The organism is Apolloniradiicaulis salifontis, from assembly GCF_053756655.1.
Genome location: NZ_CM132387.1, coordinates 1,744,913 through 1,762,695 on the forward strand (window position 1 = coordinate 1,744,913; position 17,783 = coordinate 1,762,695).

The 17,783-nt window shown below is 66.9% G+C and carries 16 protein-coding genes; 8 read left to right on the top strand and 8 right to left on the bottom strand.

Annotated features, from left to right (window positions below; translation table 11 throughout):
* Positions 1-197 precede the first annotated feature (197 nt).
* Positions 198-881 carry an alpha/beta hydrolase gene (locus tag ACWCOP_RS08460; RefSeq protein WP_478247849.1) on the top strand — a complete coding sequence of 228 codons (684 nt, stop codon included), beginning with the start codon at positions 198-200 and terminating at the stop codon, positions 879-881.
* Between the two features lie 7 nt (positions 882-888).
* Here the strand turns inward: ACWCOP_RS08460 and ACWCOP_RS08465 are convergent, their stop codons facing one another.
* Positions 889-1,995, bottom strand: coding sequence for an anhydro-N-acetylmuramic acid kinase (locus ACWCOP_RS08465; RefSeq protein WP_478247850.1), 1,107 nt, complete (start codon positions 1,993-1,995; stop codon positions 889-891).
* Positions 1,992-5,519, bottom strand: coding sequence for a YhdP family protein (locus ACWCOP_RS08470; RefSeq protein WP_478247851.1), 3,528 nt, complete (start codon positions 5,517-5,519; stop codon positions 1,992-1,994). Before ACWCOP_RS08470 ends, ACWCOP_RS08465 begins: the two co-directional genes overlap by 4 nt.
* Before the next feature lie 108 nt (positions 5,520-5,627).
* Between ACWCOP_RS08470 and bcp the strand changes: the two genes are divergently transcribed.
* The 3 genes from bcp (at position 5,628) to ACWCOP_RS08485 (ending at position 7,358) form a co-directional block, all read left to right on the top strand.
* Positions 5,628-6,095 (top strand): thioredoxin-dependent thiol peroxidase, encoded by a 468-nt coding sequence (bcp, locus tag ACWCOP_RS08475; RefSeq protein ID WP_478247852.1) that lies wholly within the window; start codon positions 5,628-5,630, stop codon positions 6,093-6,095.
* A gap of 92 nt (positions 6,096-6,187) precedes the next feature.
* A complete protein-coding gene (locus ACWCOP_RS08480) occupies positions 6,188-6,910 on the top strand; it encodes a ferritin-like domain-containing protein (RefSeq protein ID WP_478250670.1) in 723 nt (240 codons plus the stop codon).
* A 73-nt stretch (positions 6,911-6,983) separates the two neighbouring features.
* Positions 6,984-7,358 (top strand): 6-carboxytetrahydropterin synthase, encoded by a 375-nt coding sequence (locus ACWCOP_RS08485; protein WP_478247853.1) that lies wholly within the window; start codon positions 6,984-6,986, stop codon positions 7,356-7,358.
* Here the strand turns inward: ACWCOP_RS08485 and ACWCOP_RS08490 are convergent.
* A complete protein-coding gene (locus ACWCOP_RS08490) occupies positions 7,355-8,119 on the bottom strand; it encodes an SDR family oxidoreductase (protein WP_478247854.1) in 765 nt (254 codons plus the stop codon). The genes ACWCOP_RS08485 and ACWCOP_RS08490 overlap by 4 nt on opposite strands.
* A gap of 95 nt (positions 8,120-8,214) precedes the next feature.
* On the opposite strand from ACWCOP_RS08490, the gene folB reads away from it, so the two are divergent.
* From folB to ACWCOP_RS08510, 4 genes are all read left to right on the top strand, one after another.
* Positions 8,215-8,628: a dihydroneopterin aldolase gene (gene folB, locus ACWCOP_RS08495; RefSeq protein WP_478247855.1), complete on the top strand. Its 414-nt coding sequence runs from the start codon at positions 8,215-8,217 to the stop codon at positions 8,626-8,628.
* A 189-nt stretch (positions 8,629-8,817) separates the two neighbouring features.
* Positions 8,818-10,728: an excinuclease ABC subunit UvrC gene (uvrC, locus tag ACWCOP_RS08500; protein WP_478247856.1), complete on the top strand. Its 1,911-nt coding sequence runs from the start codon at positions 8,818-8,820 to the stop codon at positions 10,726-10,728.
* A 62-nt stretch (positions 10,729-10,790) separates the two neighbouring features.
* On the top strand, positions 10,791-11,381 hold the full coding sequence (locus ACWCOP_RS08505) for a CDP-alcohol phosphatidyltransferase family protein (RefSeq protein ID WP_478247857.1): 591 nt from the start codon (positions 10,791-10,793) through the stop codon (positions 11,379-11,381).
* A gap of 123 nt (positions 11,382-11,504) precedes the next feature.
* A complete protein-coding gene (locus ACWCOP_RS08510; RefSeq protein WP_478247858.1) occupies positions 11,505-12,857 on the top strand; it encodes a protoglobin domain-containing protein in 1,353 nt (450 codons plus the stop codon).
* 85 nt (positions 12,858-12,942) lie between these two features.
* Here the strand turns inward: ACWCOP_RS08510 and ACWCOP_RS08515 are convergent, their stop codons facing one another.
* The 5 genes from ACWCOP_RS08515 to ACWCOP_RS08535 all read right to left on the bottom strand — a co-directional run bounded on the left by ACWCOP_RS08515 (position 12,943) and on the right by ACWCOP_RS08535 (position 17,736).
* Positions 12,943-13,590, bottom strand: a complete 648-nt coding sequence (locus tag ACWCOP_RS08515; protein WP_478247859.1) for an ABC-type transport auxiliary lipoprotein family protein — start codon at positions 13,588-13,590, stop codon at positions 12,943-12,945.
* Positions 13,587-14,543 carry an MlaD family protein gene (locus tag ACWCOP_RS08520; RefSeq protein WP_478247860.1) on the bottom strand — a complete coding sequence of 319 codons (957 nt, stop codon included), beginning with the start codon at positions 14,541-14,543 and terminating at the stop codon, positions 13,587-13,589. Before ACWCOP_RS08520 ends, ACWCOP_RS08515 begins: the two co-directional genes overlap by 4 nt.
* Position 14,544: 1 nt before the next feature.
* Positions 14,545-15,330 carry an ABC transporter ATP-binding protein gene (locus ACWCOP_RS08525; protein WP_478247861.1) on the bottom strand — a complete coding sequence of 262 codons (786 nt, stop codon included), beginning with the start codon at positions 15,328-15,330 and terminating at the stop codon, positions 14,545-14,547.
* Entirely contained in the window at positions 15,327-16,496 is a 1,170-nt protein-coding gene (locus tag ACWCOP_RS08530) for an MlaE family lipid ABC transporter permease subunit (RefSeq protein WP_478247862.1), read from the bottom strand. Before ACWCOP_RS08530 ends, ACWCOP_RS08525 begins: the two co-directional genes overlap by 4 nt.
* A gap of 61 nt (positions 16,497-16,557) precedes the next feature.
* A complete protein-coding gene (locus ACWCOP_RS08535; protein ID WP_478247863.1) occupies positions 16,558-17,736 on the bottom strand; it encodes an MFS transporter in 1,179 nt (392 codons plus the stop codon).
* Positions 17,737-17,783: the final 47 nt, after the last annotated feature.

The window sequence follows — 17,783 nt, forward strand, 5'->3', positions numbered from 1 at the left end:
CCACCGCTCGCACTTTGCGCCGGGCCTGTGCTAGAAGGCCCACTCGCTTTTGCGATCGGCGTTGCAGACCAGCACTTAGATTTCCAACCCCGCCGGTCAAGAATTCGGCCAGAAAATTCTTTTTAGCCTCGCTGGGGCCTTTTGACAAAGACCCAGTGCAGGAGTCGGACAAACCTCGAACCCCCGTGTGACCCTTTATGCCTGACGTGATCATTCCCGGCCCCGCCGGCCGCCTTGAAGGCAAGTACAGCCCGTCGAAGACCCCCGGCGCGCCCGTCGCGCTGGTGCTTCACGCCCATCCCAAGGGCGGCGGCCATATGGAGACCCCGGTCTCCCAGATGCTCTACGAGCTCTACAAGGAGCGCGATTTCTCCGTGCTGCGCTTCAATTTCCGGGGCGTGGGCCGCAGCCAGGGCGCCTATGACCAAGGCTTAGGCGAGCTGTCGGACGCCGCCACGGTGCTGGACTGGGCCCAGGCCCATAACCCCAACGCCAGCTTCTGCTGGGTCGCAGGGCACAGCTTCGGCGCCTGGATCGCCATGCAGCTGCTCATGCGCCGTCCCGAGATCGCCGGCTTCGTGTCAGTGGCGCCGCCCACCAACATGTACGATTTCACCTTCCTGGCGCCCTGCCCGGCGTCCGGGCTCATCGCCCACGGCGACGCCGACGCCATCGTGCCCCATGACGAGATGCAGCGCGCCATGAGCAAGGTGCGCACCCAGAAGGGCATCACCATCGAGACCGACATCATTCCGGGCGCCGGCCATCTGTTCAGCAACCATCTGGCGCCGCTGAAGGTCTCGGTGGAGACCTATCTCAACCGCCGCCTTCCCGAGGTTGAGGTGGAGCGCCGCGAACAACCCGCAGGATCACGGCGCTAAGGCGACCCTAGGGGCGGGCCATGCGCCCGCCCGCCAGCGGCTCGGCGACCCCCGTCGTCCCCGGAAAGCTGATCGGCAATCCCCGCGCGGTGCGGGCGGCCAGCACAGCGAAGGCTTCGGCTTCGATGAGGTCGCCGCGCCAGCCCACGGCTTCAGCCGCGACCACCGGCATATCGCAGGCGCGCGCAATGCGGGCCAGGAGATCCGCGTTCTTGCGCCCTCCCCCGCAGACGATCAGGCGCTGGGGCCGCTCCGGGCAGGCCTCAACGCCCAGCGCAATGGAGCGGGCGGTGAATTCAGCCAGCGTCGCGGCGCCGTCCTCCACCGCGAGATTGCGGGCGGCGTCCAGCGAGAAATCCCAGCGATCAAGCGATTTTGGGCCTCTTAGAGTAAAATGGGGGTGGGCCAATAACTCCTCCAGGCCCGCCTCCAGAACCCGGCCCCGGGCCGACAGGACGCCGTTTTCATCAAACGTCGCGCCGGTCTTCTCCGCCACCCAGGCGTCGATCAGGCCGTTGCCGGGCCCGGTGTCGAAGGCGGTGAGCGCGCCGCTCGATCCAATGAGCGTCAGATTGGCGACGCCGCCAATGTTCAGAACGCCCAGCGGCCGCTCCAGCCCGGTGCTGGCGGCCAGGACCGCGTGGTAGATGGGCGCCAGCGGCGCGCCCTGCCCGCCTTGCGCCATGTCAGCGCTGCGAAAATCATAGGCCACGGGACAGCCGAGCCGCGCCGCCAGCGCCGGCCCGTCGCCCAGCTGGCGGGTTTGGCCGTTCGCGCCGCCCGCGGGCGGCCTATGGACCACGGTCTGGCCGTGAAACCCCACCAGATCGAGCGCGCTGGACGCCAGTCCGGCGCGCTTGCACACTGCATCGACGGCGCGCGCGTGGGTGTCGGTGAGCACGCGCTCGGCCTCGGCGAAAGCGGCCGGCTCGGGCCCCTTGAAACGCCATTCGAGCGCGGCGTTGACCGCCGCCTGCAGCACCGCGCGTTCACCCGCCGTGAACGGCGTCTCGAACCCCGGCCCGAAGCGGGTGACGGTTTCGCCGTCTGTCTCCAGCAGCGCCGCATCGACACCGTCCAGCGAGGTGCCGCTCATCAGGCCGATGATCTTCATGGCTGCGGCTCCGGCTGGGCTTCGGGCTCTGGCTGAGGCTCGGATTCGGGGTCCGATTGCGGGTCCGCTTGGGGCTCGGCTGGGTCCGCCTCAGCCGCCGGCTCGCCGTCCTGCGCTTCCAGGGCCCGGCGTTCGGCCTCCAGAGCGTCAAGCTGGCGCTCGGCGGCCGTGCCTTCAAAGATCCGGCGAAAAATGCCGGGCGCCAGGGCCGAGAGGGGATTGGCGACGACCCGGGTCGCGTCAAAGGGTCCCGAGACGGAAAACGTCACACCGAACACCCCCTCGCCCCGGCGCGAGGTCAACAACTCGCCCAGCACCGGCACCTGCGCCAAGACGGTGTTGGCCCCGTAGGAGGGCACGATCGTGCCGTCCACGTCCAGGCGCTCCTCGCTCAGGTCCACCAGCCCGGCCCAGGTGGCGCCCAGCGCCGGGCCGGCCACGCGCGCCTCGCGCATCTCGAGGCGGCCCTCTTGCCAGACGAAGGCGCTCTGCAGGCGTTCAAATTCGATCCCGCCCTGCCCGCTTAAGAGCCCGGCGAGACCTTCCAGCGATCCCGCCGCCAGGACGCGCGCCAGAAGCGGCATGCGCTCCAGCGTAAAGCCCTGAACATCGACCAGCCCGGTGGCTGCGCCGATCACGCCCACGGGTGGGACGACTGCCTCCAGACTGATCGCGCCGCCGCGCGCATTGTCATACCCGGCGAAGGCGGCGAGCAGGCGCCCGGCGTCTGCGGCCTCCAGCGTCAATAGGCGCGATCCGTCCTGCGCGCCGGGATTTGGGCCAAGCTGCAAATCAAGGCCGCCATCCTGCGTCTGGGCGACGAGGCTTGCTGATTCCAGCCCCTCTGGACCAAGCGCCGCGTTAAGGCCCAGCCCGGTGAACACCACGTCCCGCACCAGAACCCGCGCGATGGCGGCCTCCACCCGCAAGGGCGCGCTGACAAAATCACCGCCGGCGCCGCCATCCAGATTGAGCAACTCGCCTGCATCCAGAAAATTTCCTGCCAGGCGCAGCTGCAGAGGTCCGTCCGGTCCCGCCGGGCGTTCCGCCGTGGCGCTGAGGTCCATGCGGCCTTCAATCTGGATGCGATCGGCTTCAGCGGCCAGCAGCCGTCCGTCTGCGCCCAGGCTCGCACTGGCCCGCAACCTGACGCCCTCCCCATCCAGTTCCAGGGCCTGAAGGTCGATCCCGCCGTCCTGCGCCCGCCGGCCGGCGAAGCGAGCCAAGGCCGGCTCGCCCACCGGCTTGGCCCACAGATCGGCGGGTGCGGCGACGGCGGCCTGCTCCAGATCAAGCGCCAGATCGACGCTGGAAAAATCGAATCCGCGCCCGCGCACGAGCGCCTCAAGCCCGACTCCGCCGTCGAGATAGCGGCGCAGCGGGAGGCCGAGCCGGTCCAGATCACGCGCACTGACCAGCGCCGACACGGTTACGAGGCTGGAAGTCTGATCTTCGGGCAGTCCAAAGGTCTCGCGCCAGCTGATCCGGGTGCTCGCGCCGGCTACGACGGCTGTCCCGTCGGCGGCGAAGCCCTCGGGATCGGCCGAAACTTCCACCACCCCGTCAGTCAGCTCCAGATTCCCGAAGGGCGCCGTGGCGGTGACGCCGGTGAACCGCCCGCTCACGGCGAAGCCGGTATCCTCCGGCGGCACGTCGCGAAGCATGGGCCGGCGGATTTCAAACGACATCGCCCCGGCGCCGCCGAACATTTCCGGATCCAACCCGTAGCTGGACGAAATGGACAGCGGAGGCTCATCGATGAGGCCGAGCACGGCGGTCACCGTGCCGCGCCCCGAGCCGCCGAAGCGGGCCAATCCGCCCTTGGGGGTAAAACGGGGAATATCAACGAAGATTTCGTCGATTTCCAGCGCGCCGATAGCGCCGTCCGCGCCCTCCAGGTCAAGCGAATTGCCACGCAGGACGGCCGAACCGGACAGGCCGAGAAGCGGCGTCATGGTGGACACATAGCGCACGTCCGCATCGCGAAAGCGGAAGGACAGTTCAAGATGTTCATCGTCCAGCGCCCGGCGCGCCAGGGCGGCGGCGGGAATATCCAGGAAAAGCCGGGCGTCATAGAGCTCGCCGCCCCGGATGCTTTCGCTCACCCAGTCGCGGGCGCCGAGCGCGAACTGGCTCGGCCAGTGGCGCAAAATGTCGGCCTTCGAGATCACGCCCTCAATGGGGCCTTCAAGCTGGATCACCGGCAGCCAGCCGCTCTCGGTGCGCTCCAGCCCGAACGCGCCTTCAAACTCCGCCTGCGCAGCCGGCAGGACGGCGGCGAGCCGGTCAAACCGCGCCATGAGCGCATTTCTGTCGAGGCGGCCCTCGGCCTCGACGGACTCCCAGACCAGCGGTTCGGGAAACGACGGTGTCAGGTCGATCCGTCCGGCGCTCGCGCTCACTGCGAACGCAGCCCGGCCCGGCAAGGCGTTCTCGAAATCGGAAAAGTCGGAGAAGCGCCCGGTGATGTCGAGATCGAGAAACTCCGACCGTACGCGCGCCGTGTTCACGTCCAGCACGGCCGCGTCAGCGTCCAGATCCAGGTTCAGCGCCAGGGTCTCCAGGGCGAAGACGCGCCCGCCGGTGCGCACCACGCCCGGCTCGGCCCGCACCTCCAGATAGGCGGTGCGAAGACCGTCCTCGACGGAGGCGTCGATCACCAGATCCACCGCCAGCGGCGCGTCGAGCTCGGAAAGGCGCGAAAGCGGCCCCCGGCGCGGGGCGGCGGCGGCCGGATTAAGGTCGCGCATCCGCAAATCCAGATACACGTTTTCAAGCTCGCGCCCGGCGTCCAGTCGCAGCGCCACCGGCGCCAGACCCGCCGAGGTGATAAGCCCGCCGGAAAGGTCCGCGCTGACGCCGCCCTCGGCCAGGCTCAGCGCCGCGCGCGCATCGCGCAGCCTCCAGCGCAGATCGCTCACCTCGTCGATGAGCTGAAGGTCGACCCCGCGCAGATCGATCTCGGTGAGGCGTGACAGAAGGCCGGTTTGCGTCTGCAGGCTTGCGGCGAGCGCGCCGAAACCCCCGCGCCCCGGATCATCGCGCCCCGAATGTTCGGCGCCCGGCCCGCCGCCGCTGTCCCTGCGCACGACTTCCGGTCCGCCCAGCCCGGCATAAACCTGGCCGTCGGCTGTGCGCACGATGGAGAAGGCGCCGCCGTCCACCGCGATGCGCACCGGCGCTGCGCGGCCGGTCAGCATCAAATCGAGCGCCAGCGCAGTCTCCACCCTTGAGGCGTCGAGGATGACCTCGCCGCCGGCGCGCGCGGCGGTGACCTGGCGCGCGGTGATCACCAGCGCGCCAAGGCCCGGATCAAAACTGACCTGGATGGATCCGATGGAGGCCACGTCTCCGCCCACCGCTTCAAGCAAGCCGGCGGTGGCCCGCTCGCGCAGCAATTCTGCGTCCATGGGGCCTTCCGCCAGACGCCACAGCAACGCCGCCACGGCGAAGATCGCCAGCGCCAGGAGCGCGGCGAGCGCTTCGAGCACGTAAAGAGTGGCGAGACGGGCTGTGCGGCGCATGGATCAGACTAAATCAGGCTGGCGACTGGACGCGGCGGACGGTTGAGACGATTTTCACCGCTTCGCGGGCGGGGCGGATCCCGCCGCACAAACAAGCTGGAGGGTGTGATGAGCGAAGTCACCGAAGGACGCAAGGCCCCTGAATTCACCTTGCCCGCCGATGGCGGACGCGAAGTTTCGCTGAGCGATTTCAAGGGCAAGGCGGTGGTCCTTTATTTCTACCCGAAGGACGACACTCCCGGGTGCACGAAAGAGGCCATCGGATTTTCAGAAGCCGCCGAGGCGTTTGCGTCCGCCGGCGCAGTGGTGATCGGGCTGTCAAAGGATACGGTAGCGAAGCACGACAAGTTCCGCGACAAGCATGAGCTGAAGGTGATCCTGGCCAGCGACGCCGACAATGACGTCACCGAGCGCTACGGCGCCTGGGTGGAAAAGCAGATGTACGGCAAGACCTATATGGGCATCGAGCGCTGCACCTTCCTGATCGGCCCGGACGGCGATGTGAAGCAGATCTGGCGCAAGGTGAAGGTGCCCGGCCATGTGGACGCGGTGCTGGAGGCGGTCAGATCGCTCTAGAAACCGATATTCGTCACGGCGCGGCGCAGGTTCTGGCCGAGGGCGATCCTTCGGCCAAGCCGGCGCGCGCCCGTGAAATTGCGCGCGCCTGGCTGGCCGGCGAGATCGCCGCGACCCCGTGCGGCGCGCCGGGCCTCGCCCCGGACCGGCCGGCGCGTCCGGAGCGCCCCGAGCTGAAACCGCCGGGCCAGGTCCCGCGACGGCGCCTGGGAACGGTGGCCGGCCGGGTCGCGCTGCTTCACGCCGTGGCTCATATCGAGTTCAACGCCATCGATCTCGCTTTCGACATGGTGGCGCGGTTTTCCGGAGATGCGCGCTTCAGCGAAGCCGAACGCTACGAATTCATTACCGACTGGATCGGCGTCGGCGACGACGAGGCGCGCCATTTTCTTTTGCTGCGGGAGCGCCTGGCCGTGCTAGGCGGCGATTACGGCGATCTGCCGGCCCATGACGGGCTGTGGTCGGCGGCCGAGGCCACGGCGGACGATCTCGCCGGACGCCTGGCCGTGGCGCCCATGGTGCTGGAGGCGCGCGGCCTGGACGTCACGCCGGGCATGATCGAGCGGCTCACAAGCGCCGGCGACCAGGACAGCGCAGAGGCCCTGACGGTGATCTACACCGAAGAGGTCGCCCATGTGGCCGCGGGCCGGCGCTGGTTCGAGACGGTGTGCAGAGCCGACGGCGAGGACCCGGAAGCCCGGTTCCACGCGCTGGTCCGGCGCTATTTCAGGGGTGATCTGAAGCGCCCGTTCAACACGCCCGCCCGTGACCGCGCCGGAATACCGCAGGACTGGTACGAGCCGCTGGCCGGATAATCCGTGCGCCGCGGTGTTCTCAACCGGGCCGCGGCCCTGTATAGGGCGCGGCTTGCAAGCTGATTGAACCGACATGTCCGATCTGATCCTGGAAATCTCGAAGGACTTCACCTTCGACGCCGCGCACCATTTTGAACACAAGAACGCGGACCATCCATTTTCGCGTCTGCATGGCCATTCCTTTGCGGGAACGGTGACGCTTACCGGCGCGCGCGCCGATGACAGCGGCATGGTCAAGGACTTCTGGGAAATCGAGGGCGAGATCGCCAGACTGCGCGATGCGCTGGACCATCGCCTGCTCAACGAGGTTCCGGGCCTGGAAAATCCCTCGCTGGAAAACCTCGCCCACTGGGTCTTCGAGCGCCTGGATAAGGCCCTGCCGGGCCTTTCCAGCGTCGAGATCCGCCGCCCCAGCTGCGGCGAGAAAGCGATCGTGCGCCGCGCCTAAAGCGCGCCGAACACGTCCTTGGTCAGCCGCGGATCAAAATGCTGGCCGCCATCTACGCAGACGATCTGACCGGACACCGCAGGGCTGTCGCGAAAGAAGCGCAAGGCGCGCACCAGGTCATCTGTATCCGGCCCGCGCTGCAGCGGGTTGTCGTGGTGCAAGCGTTCAAACTCGGCTTCGCTATGATAGGGGCTCGGCAGGGTCAGGCCCGGGGCCACGGCGTTGACGCGCACCTTCGGGGCGAGATCACGCGCCAGCATCTGCGTCATCGTCATCAGCGCGGCCTTGGAGAGGGTGTAGCTGAAATAATCGGCGTTGATATTGAAGAGCTTGTAGTCCAGCACGTTGAGCACCATCGCCCCCTGCGGCGGTGATCCGTCTCTCTGGGCCGCGAGCGCCTTGATCAGAAGCGCCGGCGCCAGCGTGTTGGCGGTCATGTGGCGGTGGAAACTCTCGGCGCTGAGACTATCCAGCGTATCGTCCTCAAAGATCGAAGCCGAATTCACCAGAAGCTGAACCGGGCCTAGCGCCTCTGCGGCGCGGCCGATCAGGGCTTCAGTCGCCTTTTCGTCGGTGAGATCGGCGCCGATTGCGACAGCCCGGCCGCCGGCGGCGTTGATCGTATCGGCCAGCGCCTCGGCCTCGCTTGAAGACGTGTTGTAGTGGATGGCCACCGGATGTCCGTCGCCGGCCAGGGCCTCGATAAAGGCCCGCCCGACCCGCTTGGCTCCGCCGGTGACCAGCGCCGCACCCTTGTCCATGATCGCTCTCCCGTGGCCGCTTTCTCACCTGCGCGGTTTAACGCAAGCTGAAACGGGCTTATATCCCGCTACAGCCGAGATATAGGGGCGGTTTTATGAAACTCGACGCAGTGCGTGCAGATCCGGCGGTTGAAGCCCGCCCCGGCCATGCCGGCGAGCGGATGAGCGTGCGCGTTCGCGGCTTGCGCCTTGACGCTGAAGTAGGCGTCTACGAGTCCGAATACGGTCGCAAGCAGCCGGTGCGTCTGGATATCGAAGCCGAGGTCGCCGCCGAGGCCGCCCATCCGGGCGGCGCGCTGGGCGACGCGGTCAATTACGCCGCCATCGCCGAGCTGGCCCGCCGCGTCACCCTGTCCAGGCATCATCCACTGCTGGAGGATCTCGCCCAGGAGATCGCGGACGCCTGCTTTGCAGATCCGCGAATCACACGGCTCGCCCTGTCCATCGACAAGCTCGCCGCCCTGGACGACGCCGACAGCGTGGGCGTGAGCCTGGAGCGCTGGCGGTAGGTCCTTCGAGGCTTTTCACTGACGCGAAAAGGCTCTTCAGGATGAGGGGCTTATAAGTGCCTTTTCATCCTAATCCAGAGCTGCGAGCCGCAGGCGAGCCTCCAAGGACCCGCCGGAAAACGCACGTCACCCCGCCCATCAACACACCGCCCCGCTGACGACTCACGTGTGAGCGCCTAGATTAGCGCCATGGCCAGAGCCCAACGCCCCGACGCGCCCCCTGCGAACTCCGACGACGCCGCGCCCAGCGCGCCGGCGCCGTCTGATTCGCTCACCGGGCCGGACATCATCGCCTCCTATGTGAAGACGCTGCCCATGAAGCCGGGCGTCTATCGCATGTATGACGAGGGCGGCGAGATTCTTTATGTGGGCAAGGCGAAGAAGCTCAAGAACCGGGTCTCCAACTACGCCAAGTCCGGCGGGCACACCAACCGCATCGCGCTGATGATCGCCCTGACGCGCAAGATGGAGTTCGTGGTCACCGACACCGAGACCGAGGCGCTGCTGCTTGAAGCCAATCTGATCAAGCGCTTGCGCCCGCGCTTCAACATCATCCTTCGCGACGACAAATCCTTTCCCTACATCCTGATCCGCACCGATCATGACGCGCCCCAGCTGATGAAGCATCGCGGCTCGCGCAAGAAGAAGGGATACTATTTCGGCCCCTTCGCCAGCGCCGGCGCGGTGAACAACACGCTGAACACGCTGCAGAAGGCCTTCCTGCTGCGCACCTGCACCGACAGCGTCTATGAGGGCCGCGCCCGGCCTTGCATGCTCTACCAGATCAAGCGCTGCGCAGGACCGTGCGTCGATCTGATCGAGCCGGAGCGCTATGGCGAGCTGGTGGACGAGGCGACGCAGTTTCTGCGCGGCAAATCCAACGCGCTGCGAGAGCAGCTTCAAAAGGACATGGCCGAAGCCTCCGAGGCGCTGGATTTCGAAAAAGCCGCGCGCCTGCGCGACCGGATCCGCGCCATCTCCGCGGTGACCACCCAGCAGGGGATCAACCCGGAAGGCCTGGAGGAGGCCGACGTGGTCGCCGCCCATCAGGAAGGCGGTAAGACCTGCGTGCAGATCTTCTTCTTCCGGGCGGGACAGAACTGGGGCAATCGCGCGTTTTTCCCCAAGCACGAAGCCGACGCCTCGCCGGAGGACGTCCTCACCGCCTTCATCGCCCAGTTCTATGACGACAAGCCGGCGCCCTCGCTGATCCTGGCGAGCCACGCGCCGGCTCAGGCCGATCTGCTGGCCGAGGCGCTGTCGCTCCGCGCCGGCCACGCGGTGGAGATCCGCCAGCCCCAGCGCGGCTCCAAGAAGGCGCTGGTGGAGGCGGCGACGCGCAACGCCCGCGAAGCCCTTGGACGCCAGCTCGCCGAGACCAAGAGCCAGGCCCAGCTGCTTGACGGGGTGGCGAAGGTGTTCGGCCTGGAAGCCCGGCCCGAGCGCATCGAGGTGTACGACAACTCCCATATCCAGGGCACGAACGCGCTGGGCGCCATGATCGTGGCGGGCCCGGAGGGGTTTGAGAAAACCAGCTATCGCAAGTTCAATATGAAGGGCGACGACGCCGCCACCAATGACGATTTCGCCATGATGAAGGCGATGCTGCGCCGGCGCTTCACGCGGCTGCAGAAGGATCGCGATCAGGGCGCGCCGGTTCCCGGCCTGGTGCTCATCGACGGCGGCAAGGGCCAGCTCAGCTCGGTGATGGAGGTGATGGCCGAGCTGGGGGTCGACGACGTTCCGGTGGCCTCGGTGGCCAAGGGGCCGGACCGCGACGCCGGGCGCGAGGTCTTCTACATGACCGGCAAGGCGCCGATAAAACTGCCCATGAACGACCCGGTTTTGTATTACCTGCAGCGCATTCGAGATGAAGCCCACCGCTTCGCCATCTCCGGCCACCGCGCCAAGCGCTCCAGGCAGATCAAGGAAAACCCGCTGGATTCCATCCCCGGTGTGGGAGCGAGCCGGAAAAGCGCGCTGCTGAAGCATTTCGGCTCCTCGCGCGCCATCAGCCGGGCTGCGCTCGCCGATCTTGAAGCGGTGGACGGCGTTTCAAAGGCGCTGGCGCGCAAGGTGTTCGACCATTTCAATGAGTGAGGGCCGGGCTGCATCGCGCTTCCTGCGTCAGGAAGAGCGGCCCCGCCCCGGAGGAGCGCTCCATGCGGCATCTGCCGAATATCATCACCATCGCCCGCGCCCTCGCCGGGCCGCTGGGCGCTTTCCTTCTACTCATCAGCGCCAGCGCAGGGCAGGAAAGCGAAGCGATTCGCTATGGGCTCGCCTCAGCGATCATTTTCGTGATCGCGGCGGCTTCCGATTGGCTGGACGGCTGGCTGGCGCGGCGCCTTGGCGTGGAAGGCCCGTTGGGCGCCCTGCTCGACCCCATCGCAGACAAGCTTTTGGTCGGGCCGTATCTCATCGCCTACACCGCAATTCTTGGCTGGGAATGGTTTATTAGCGCGCCTGTTGTGATCGTTCTTGCGCGCGACGCTGCGGTGACGGCGCTGCGCCTTGGGCGAGGCTCCGGTGACAAACGTCTGTCGGTGACTTTCGACGCAAAAATGAAGACCGCCATCCAGATGGCCGTCGTGGCGGCGCCCTTTGGTCTGTACCCCGCACTGATCGCATTCGACGCCAGTCCGGACACGATCGCCGACACCACGCTGTACTGGGTGGGAACGGTGTGGTTCCTGGCGGTGCTGTCGGTGTGGACCGCCCTGCCCTACTGGCGCGCGGCGCAAACAAAATAGCGTCCGAATACGTTCAGCCCGGCGACGCAGTCCGCCCTGCACCGTAGCGAACTATTAACCCTACTCAGCGAATGAATATAGCGTCGTCCGGCTCAAATTCGGGCCTGGCTGGGGAGGCGTCCAATGACCCATGCAGTGCTGAAAGAGCGCTTTGATTTTCTTGAGTTCAGCGAATCCGACAGAGCGCGGCTGCGCCGGCTGAAACCGGCTGTCAGCGCCGCCCTGCCGGCGATTCTCGACAGCTTCTACGGCGACATCGCCAAACATGCTGAAGTCGACGAGATGTTCAAAACCGACGCCATGCGAAAGCATGCGCGCGACAAGCAGTTCGAGCACTGGATGCGGATCTGCGACGCGACCTACGGTCCGGACTATCTCGACAGCGTGCAGCGCATCGGCGAGGCCCACGCCCGGCTCGGCCTGAAACCCAATTGGTATTTCGGAGGATACGCCAAGATCGCCGGCGGATTGCTCAAGGCAGTGGCGCGCGCTTCCGTGACCGGCCAGAGCCTGTTCAAACGCGTCGACCCTGACGAAATGGAAGCCGATATCGACGCGCTGACCAAGGCTTCCATGCTGGACATGGATCTTGTCATGTCCACGATCGAGGCCTGCGCCGCCAAGGCCAAGACCGAGGAGCGAAACAAGCTCGCCAACGATTTTGAGCAGACCGTCACCTCCATTGTGTCATCGGTCGCGGCCGCCTCCGAAGAGCTCGCCCAGACCGCCCGCACCATGGCGGGCACAGCCGACATCACCTCTCAGAAGAGCTCCACCGTGGCCGCCGCCGCGGAGGAAGCCACCGTGACCGCCCAGTCAGTCGCCTCGGCCGCCGCCCAGCTCACCAGCGCCATCGCGGAAATCTCCCGCAGCGCTGGCGAAGCCGCCAACACCAGTTCCACCGCGCGCAGTGAAGCCGAGCGCACCGGCGAGACCATGGGCGAGCTGCAGCAGGCCGCCGGCAAGATCGGCGAAATCGTCACCCTGATTGAAAGCGTCGCCGAGCAGACTAATCTCCTGGCGCTCAACGCCACGATCGAGGCCGCCCGGGCCGGCGAAGCGGGCAAGGGCTTTGCTGTGGTCGCCAGCGAAGTGAAGAGCCTGGCCAGCCAGACCGCCAAGGCCACCGAAGAAATCAGCGCCCAGATCAGCCATGTTCAGACCGTCGTGAAAGCCGCCGTCGCCGCTATCGAGACCGTCTCCGGGTCCATCGAGCGGGTCAGCGGCGTGTCGGCCTCGATTTCCGCAGCGGTGGAAGAGCAGAACGCAGCCACCGCAGAGATCAGCCGCAACACCGAGCAGACCGCCAGGAGCGCCGGCTCGGTTTCTGAAACCATCACCGACGTCCTCACCGGCGCGCAGGAGACCAGCACCGCCGCCGACTCCGTGGTCGGCGCCGCCGAGGAACTCGGCCGCCAGGCCGAGCAGCTACGCACCGACGTGGCCGGCTTCCTGGATCATATTCGCGCCGCCTGATCGACCGCCCCCGGGTCGAAAATGTGCGCGATCCGCCGCCCGGGGCCGCCCTCCGGGCGGCGGTTCCTTTTTGGGGCCCGACGGTTTAGCCCGTGCAGGCCTCGGGCGCGTCGTCTCCGGCGCAAACGGAGTCCTGCGTCCACACAGCCACTTCCCGCGACAGCTCGGCCGCAGCGCTGGAAAAGGCGGCGACGATGGCGCCCTGGCGATTGGTGGAGGCCCGTGCGGTCCGCTCCAGCGTGCGCGCCGCAATGGGGCTGCGGGTGTCCCGGTTGATCAGGCGCGCACGAAGCGCGGTGCGCACCAGCGGGGCGGCGCCGTCGCCCTGATCATAGGACGCCTCGAAATGGCGAAGTTCCAGATTGAGCTCATAGCGCGCCCGCACGCCGTCTTCGGCGCGCGCGGGCGCGATCAGGGGTGCGGTCTCGTAGAACGCATCCATGATCGCAGTCTCAATCAGGTTCGGCGCCGGGCTGATCCACGCCGCGCCGGCCATGTATGCGATGGCGTCACCGCGCAAAATCGCGATCCGATCGCCCGCAAGCCCCCGCGGCGCCGCGATCCGGTCCACCAGCACGGTGATCGTGGCGGATTGGAAGACATCGGCGTCGAGGCTGGTTCCGGTTCCGGCCAGGCGATAGAGCGTGTTCGGCTCAGTCTCCGGCAAAAGAGAGACGCACCCGGCGGTGAAACAGGCCGTAGCAGCGGCCGCGATCAATCCAAAGCGCCTCATTGGGGCACCTCCACTTCTTCGCCGGCGGGTTGAGAGACGAACCCGGCCGGATCCTGTTCCAGTTCCAGCGCGACGCGCTCCAGCGCGGCCACCAGCGAGCGCAGATCACGCGCCGCCGCGGTCAGCTGACCCAGGCCGTCATTGGTGAATTCATCCAGCGCCGGGCGCAGCTCGGCGATTGCGGCGTAGGTTTCGCGCGACGCTCGATCCACCTCGATGGACGCAGAAGAGACATCGGCGACCATGGGTCCGACATCGTCGATCAGGAAGGTCTCCGCCGTGGCGCCGAACTGTTCGATGCCCTGCGCCGCCGCAGAAATATCCACCGCCGCCTGATTGAGATTGTTCAGCGCCAGCCGGAAGTCCGCGATAAGGTCTTCATCCGCTGCCAGGACGCCGGTGAGCGCCTCGATATTGTTCAGCGTGTTGGTGGTGCTTTCCAGATTCTCCTCGCTGAGGAGCCGGCCAAGGCGCAATGCGATAAGCTGAGCGCTTTCGAGCAGCGTCTCGCCGCCCTCCACCAGCGCCTCGATCTGGGCGGCGCGCGCATAGATGCGCGGCGCGCGGTCGCCTAGCCGGCTTTCAAGCCGGGCGGCGTCCACCGAGCCGGAGCTGAGCTGGATATAGGACAAGCCGGTCAGGCCCTGGGGCTCCAGCTGAGCCACCGAGTCAACCTTTACAGGGGTCGCCGCATCCACCCGGATGCGCGCGATCACCTCCCCGGGATTGTCCGGATTGAGCCCCAGATCAGTGACCTCGCCGACCTGAATGCCGTTGAAACGGACTTCAGAGGCGCTGCGCAGGCCGCGCACCGGGCCTTCGAAGACGACGTCGTACTCGCGATATTCCCGGTCGAACGAGACCGAAGAGAGCCACAGCGCGAAGATCGCGCCGCCGCACACGAGAAATGCGACGAAGAAGCCGACAAGGGCATGATGGGCTTTGGTTTCCATATCACCTCGCCTCCTCTGGCGTGGTCCTTAGCACGGCGCGGCCACGCGGCCCGCCGAAATAGTCCTGGATCCAGGGATGGGGATTGCGCGCCAGTTCATCCAGCGGCGCATTGGCGATCACCCGCTTCTCCGCGATCACCGCCACGCGGTCGCAGATCGCATGCAGGCTGTCGAGATCGTGGGTGATCATCACAACGGTGAGGCCCAGCGTTGCGCTGAGCTCCTTGATCAGCGCATCGAACTGGGACGCGCCGATGGGATCGAGCCCGGCGGTGGGCTCGTCGAGAAACAACAGGTCGGGATCCAGCGACAAGGCCCGGGCCAGCGCGGCGCGCTTCTTCATGCCTCCGGAAAGCTCTGAGGGAAATTTCGCGCCGGCTTCTTCAGGAAGCCCGGACAGGCCGATCTTCAGACCCGCCACCTCGGCCATGAGCGATGCGGACATCTTCACGTGCTCGCGAAGGGGCGCCATGACGTTCTCGGCCACGGTGAGCGAGGAGAATAGCGCACCGCCCTGAAACAGCACGCCCCAGCGCTTCTCCAGCTCGTTTCGTTCGGCGCGGCCCATCTTCGAAGCGGGCTTGCCCTCAAAGAAGACCTCGCCGCCATCGGGAGATTTCAGGCCCAGAATCGTGTTCATCAGCACCGACTTGCCCGAGCCCGATCCTCCGACGATTCCCAGCGTCTCGCCGCGCCGGACCTCCAGGTCCAGCCCGTCATGGACGACATGGGAGCCGAACTGGGAGCGCAGGCTACGCACCTCTATGAGCATGTCCGCCCCGCTCATATGTCGAGCTCCAGATACATCATGGCGAACAGCGCATCGATGACGATCACCGCGAAGATCGACTGCACCACCGACGTGGTCACGCGCTGGCCCAGGCTTTCAACGTCGCCGCCGACCTCAAGCCCCTGCCGGCAGCCGATGATGGCGATGACCAGGCCGAAGACCGGCGCCTTGGACATCCCCACCATGAAATGGGTCCAGTCGACCGTGGCGCTCATGCGTGCGATGAAGAAGGTGGGCGAGATGTCCAGCGTCATCCAGCTTACAAGCGCGCCGCCCACCAGCCCGGAGATCATGGCGCCGAAGGTCAGGAGCGGCGCCATGATGACGCAGGCGATGACGCGCGGCAGGACCAGCGCCTCAAACGGATCGATGCCCATCACCTTCATGGCGTCGATTTCCTGCTGCATCTTCATGGAGCCGATGGCCGCGGTGAACGCGCTGTCCGATCGACCGGCCAGCAGGATCGCCGTGATCAGGACGCCGAATTCGCGCAGCACCGCGAAAGCGACCAGCTCCACGGTGAACACAGCCGCCCCGAACGTCTCCAGCAGATTGGCGCCCATGAAGGCCACCACCGCGCCGATGAAGAAGGACAGAACCGCGATGATGGGCAGCGCGTTCACCCCGACCGCCTCCATGGAGTGCACCGTGGCGACCCAGCGCATGCGGGTTGGAACCGCGACGACGGAAAGCGCGGTGGTCACCGTGCGACCAAAGAAGGCGAACGTATCCACCGTTTCCGCCCAGCCATCGTCCACCGCGCGGCCGATGCGCGCGAACACGGCGATGACGCCGCCGTCCTGCTCCTCCTCGGTGGGGCACTCGGCCATGCGCCGGCGCATTTCTTCCATAAGGCGGCGCGCGGTGGGGTGGTCGCCGACAAAATGCCAGTCCCCGTCCGGATCCCCGCAGCGGCGCAGCGTTCGGCCCAGGATATAGGCGCCGGACGTGTCGATGCGGCCCAGGAAGGAGAGGTCGACGATAATGTTTTCCGGCTCGGTCTGCTCTTCAATCTTGAGCAAGGCGCGATCAAACCGGCCAATGGCCTCCACCACCCAGTCGCCCCGCGGCTCGATGACGACCTTGTCGCCCTCGCTGCGCCGGGTCAGCTCCGCCTTTGCAGAACCAGGGCGGGAAACGATCTGGGAGGTCGTCGCAGTCAAGTGTCCCCGCCCTTACGGCTTGCAGCATCGACTCACAGCGTCGCGCCGGGTTTAGGCGCCATTATGGCGCGTTGCGCCCCCGAAGGGCGAGCATGATCGCACAGGCGAGGCCCAGTGCCGCCGGCGCCGCCATGACGGCGAAACCGCCTGAACCGAACGCCGCATAGGCGTAGCCCGACGCATAGGTGGCCCCCGCCAGCACCAGGCCGCCGGACAGGGCTGAATTCACCGCCTGGGCCGTGGCGCCGTGGCGGTCGGGCGTATTGTCCGCAGCGTAGCGCAGAAAACCCAGATAGCTCGCGCCGAAGGTAAGCGCATGCAGCACTTGCAGCGCGAACAGCGCCAAGAGCGGTGGCGCCAGCGCAAGGGCGCACCAGCGCAGAATGGATGCGCCCGCCCCGATCACCAGCAGCCAGGCGGGGCTGAACCGCGGGAAATATCTTGCGATCAGCGCAAAAAAGATGATCTCCGCACCGACCCCGGTCGCCCAGAGCGCGCCGATTGCTTGCGCGGGCACCCCGGCGGCCGTCCAGGCCACCGCGGAGAAGGCGTAGTAAAAACCGTGCCCCCCTTGCACCAGCGCCGAAGCTGCAAAGGCCAGCGGCAGGCCGGCGGCGGAAAGCGTCGCGACCACGCCGCGCAGGCCCGACCGCTCGCGCGCCTGACCGGCCGCGGATACGCGCCGCCCCTCGGGAAGCAATAGCGCGGTCAGGACGCAGAGGCCTGCGGAGATGAGCGTCCAGTATAGCGCCGCCTCCCCGCCTAGAGCGCCGATCAACGCGCCGCAGCCGAGATTGGCGACGATGAACGCGGCGCTGCCCAGCGCCCGGGGTGGCCCGAACGCGAAGCCGCGGGTTTTTGATTCGCGAATCGCAAACGCGTCGATGATCGGAACGATTCCAGTGTAGGCGCCGCCGGCCAGCCCGGCGAGCACCACGATGAGCCCTGGATGATGGGCCGGAACATGGGCGGCGAAGATCAGCGCAGCGGCGATGCAGAAGCCGATGAGCGCGTGGCGGCGCTTGCGCATGCGGTCGGCGAGCGCGGCGCCCAGCGGCGCAGCGATCACGCGGCCCGCCATGCCCGCCCCGGCGGCGAGCCCGATGAGCTCCGACGACAGGCCGCGCGCTTCGAACCACACCGGCATGTACGGCAGATAGGCCCCGAACCCCAGATAGAACGCTCCGTAGAACAGAGCGAACCGCGCCGGGCGCGGCAATGGGGTAAGACGCAGCGTCATGGACCAGCGTCTAGCGCGTCGCGCCCGCAGCATAAAGCACACTGTGA

Excerpts from the sequence above, each read along its gene's own strand:
- ACWCOP_RS08460 (WP_478247849.1), top strand. The coding sequence starts at position 198 with ATGCCTGACGTGATCATTCCCGGCCCCGCCGGCCGCCTTGAAGGCAAG.
- ACWCOP_RS08465 (WP_478247850.1), bottom strand. The coding sequence starts at position 1,995 with ATGAAGATCATCGGCCTGATGAGCGGCACCTCGCTGGACGGTGTCGAT.
- ACWCOP_RS08470 (WP_478247851.1), bottom strand. The coding sequence starts at position 5,519 with ATGCGCCGCACAGCCCGTCTCGCCACTCTTTACGTGCTCGAAGCGCTC.
- bcp (WP_478247852.1), top strand. The coding sequence starts at position 5,628 with ATGAGCGAAGTCACCGAAGGACGCAAGGCCCCTGAATTCACCTTGCCC.
- ACWCOP_RS08485 (WP_478247853.1), top strand. The coding sequence starts at position 6,984 with ATGTCCGATCTGATCCTGGAAATCTCGAAGGACTTCACCTTCGACGCC.
- ACWCOP_RS08490 (WP_478247854.1), bottom strand. The coding sequence starts at position 8,119 with ATGGACAAGGGTGCGGCGCTGGTCACCGGCGGAGCCAAGCGGGTCGGG.
- folB (WP_478247855.1), top strand. The coding sequence starts at position 8,215 with ATGAAACTCGACGCAGTGCGTGCAGATCCGGCGGTTGAAGCCCGCCCC.
- uvrC (WP_478247856.1), top strand. The coding sequence starts at position 8,818 with ATGGCCAGAGCCCAACGCCCCGACGCGCCCCCTGCGAACTCCGACGAC.
- ACWCOP_RS08505 (WP_478247857.1), top strand. The coding sequence starts at position 10,791 with ATGCGGCATCTGCCGAATATCATCACCATCGCCCGCGCCCTCGCCGGG.
- ACWCOP_RS08510 (WP_478247858.1), top strand. The coding sequence starts at position 11,505 with ATGACCCATGCAGTGCTGAAAGAGCGCTTTGATTTTCTTGAGTTCAGC.
- ACWCOP_RS08515 (WP_478247859.1), bottom strand. The coding sequence starts at position 13,590 with ATGAGGCGCTTTGGATTGATCGCGGCCGCTGCTACGGCCTGTTTCACC.
- ACWCOP_RS08520 (WP_478247860.1), bottom strand. The coding sequence starts at position 14,543 with ATGGAAACCAAAGCCCATCATGCCCTTGTCGGCTTCTTCGTCGCATTT.
- ACWCOP_RS08525 (WP_478247861.1), bottom strand. The coding sequence starts at position 15,330 with ATGAGCGGGGCGGACATGCTCATAGAGGTGCGTAGCCTGCGCTCCCAG.
- ACWCOP_RS08535 (WP_478247863.1), bottom strand. The coding sequence starts at position 17,736 with ATGACGCTGCGTCTTACCCCATTGCCGCGCCCGGCGCGGTTCGCTCTG.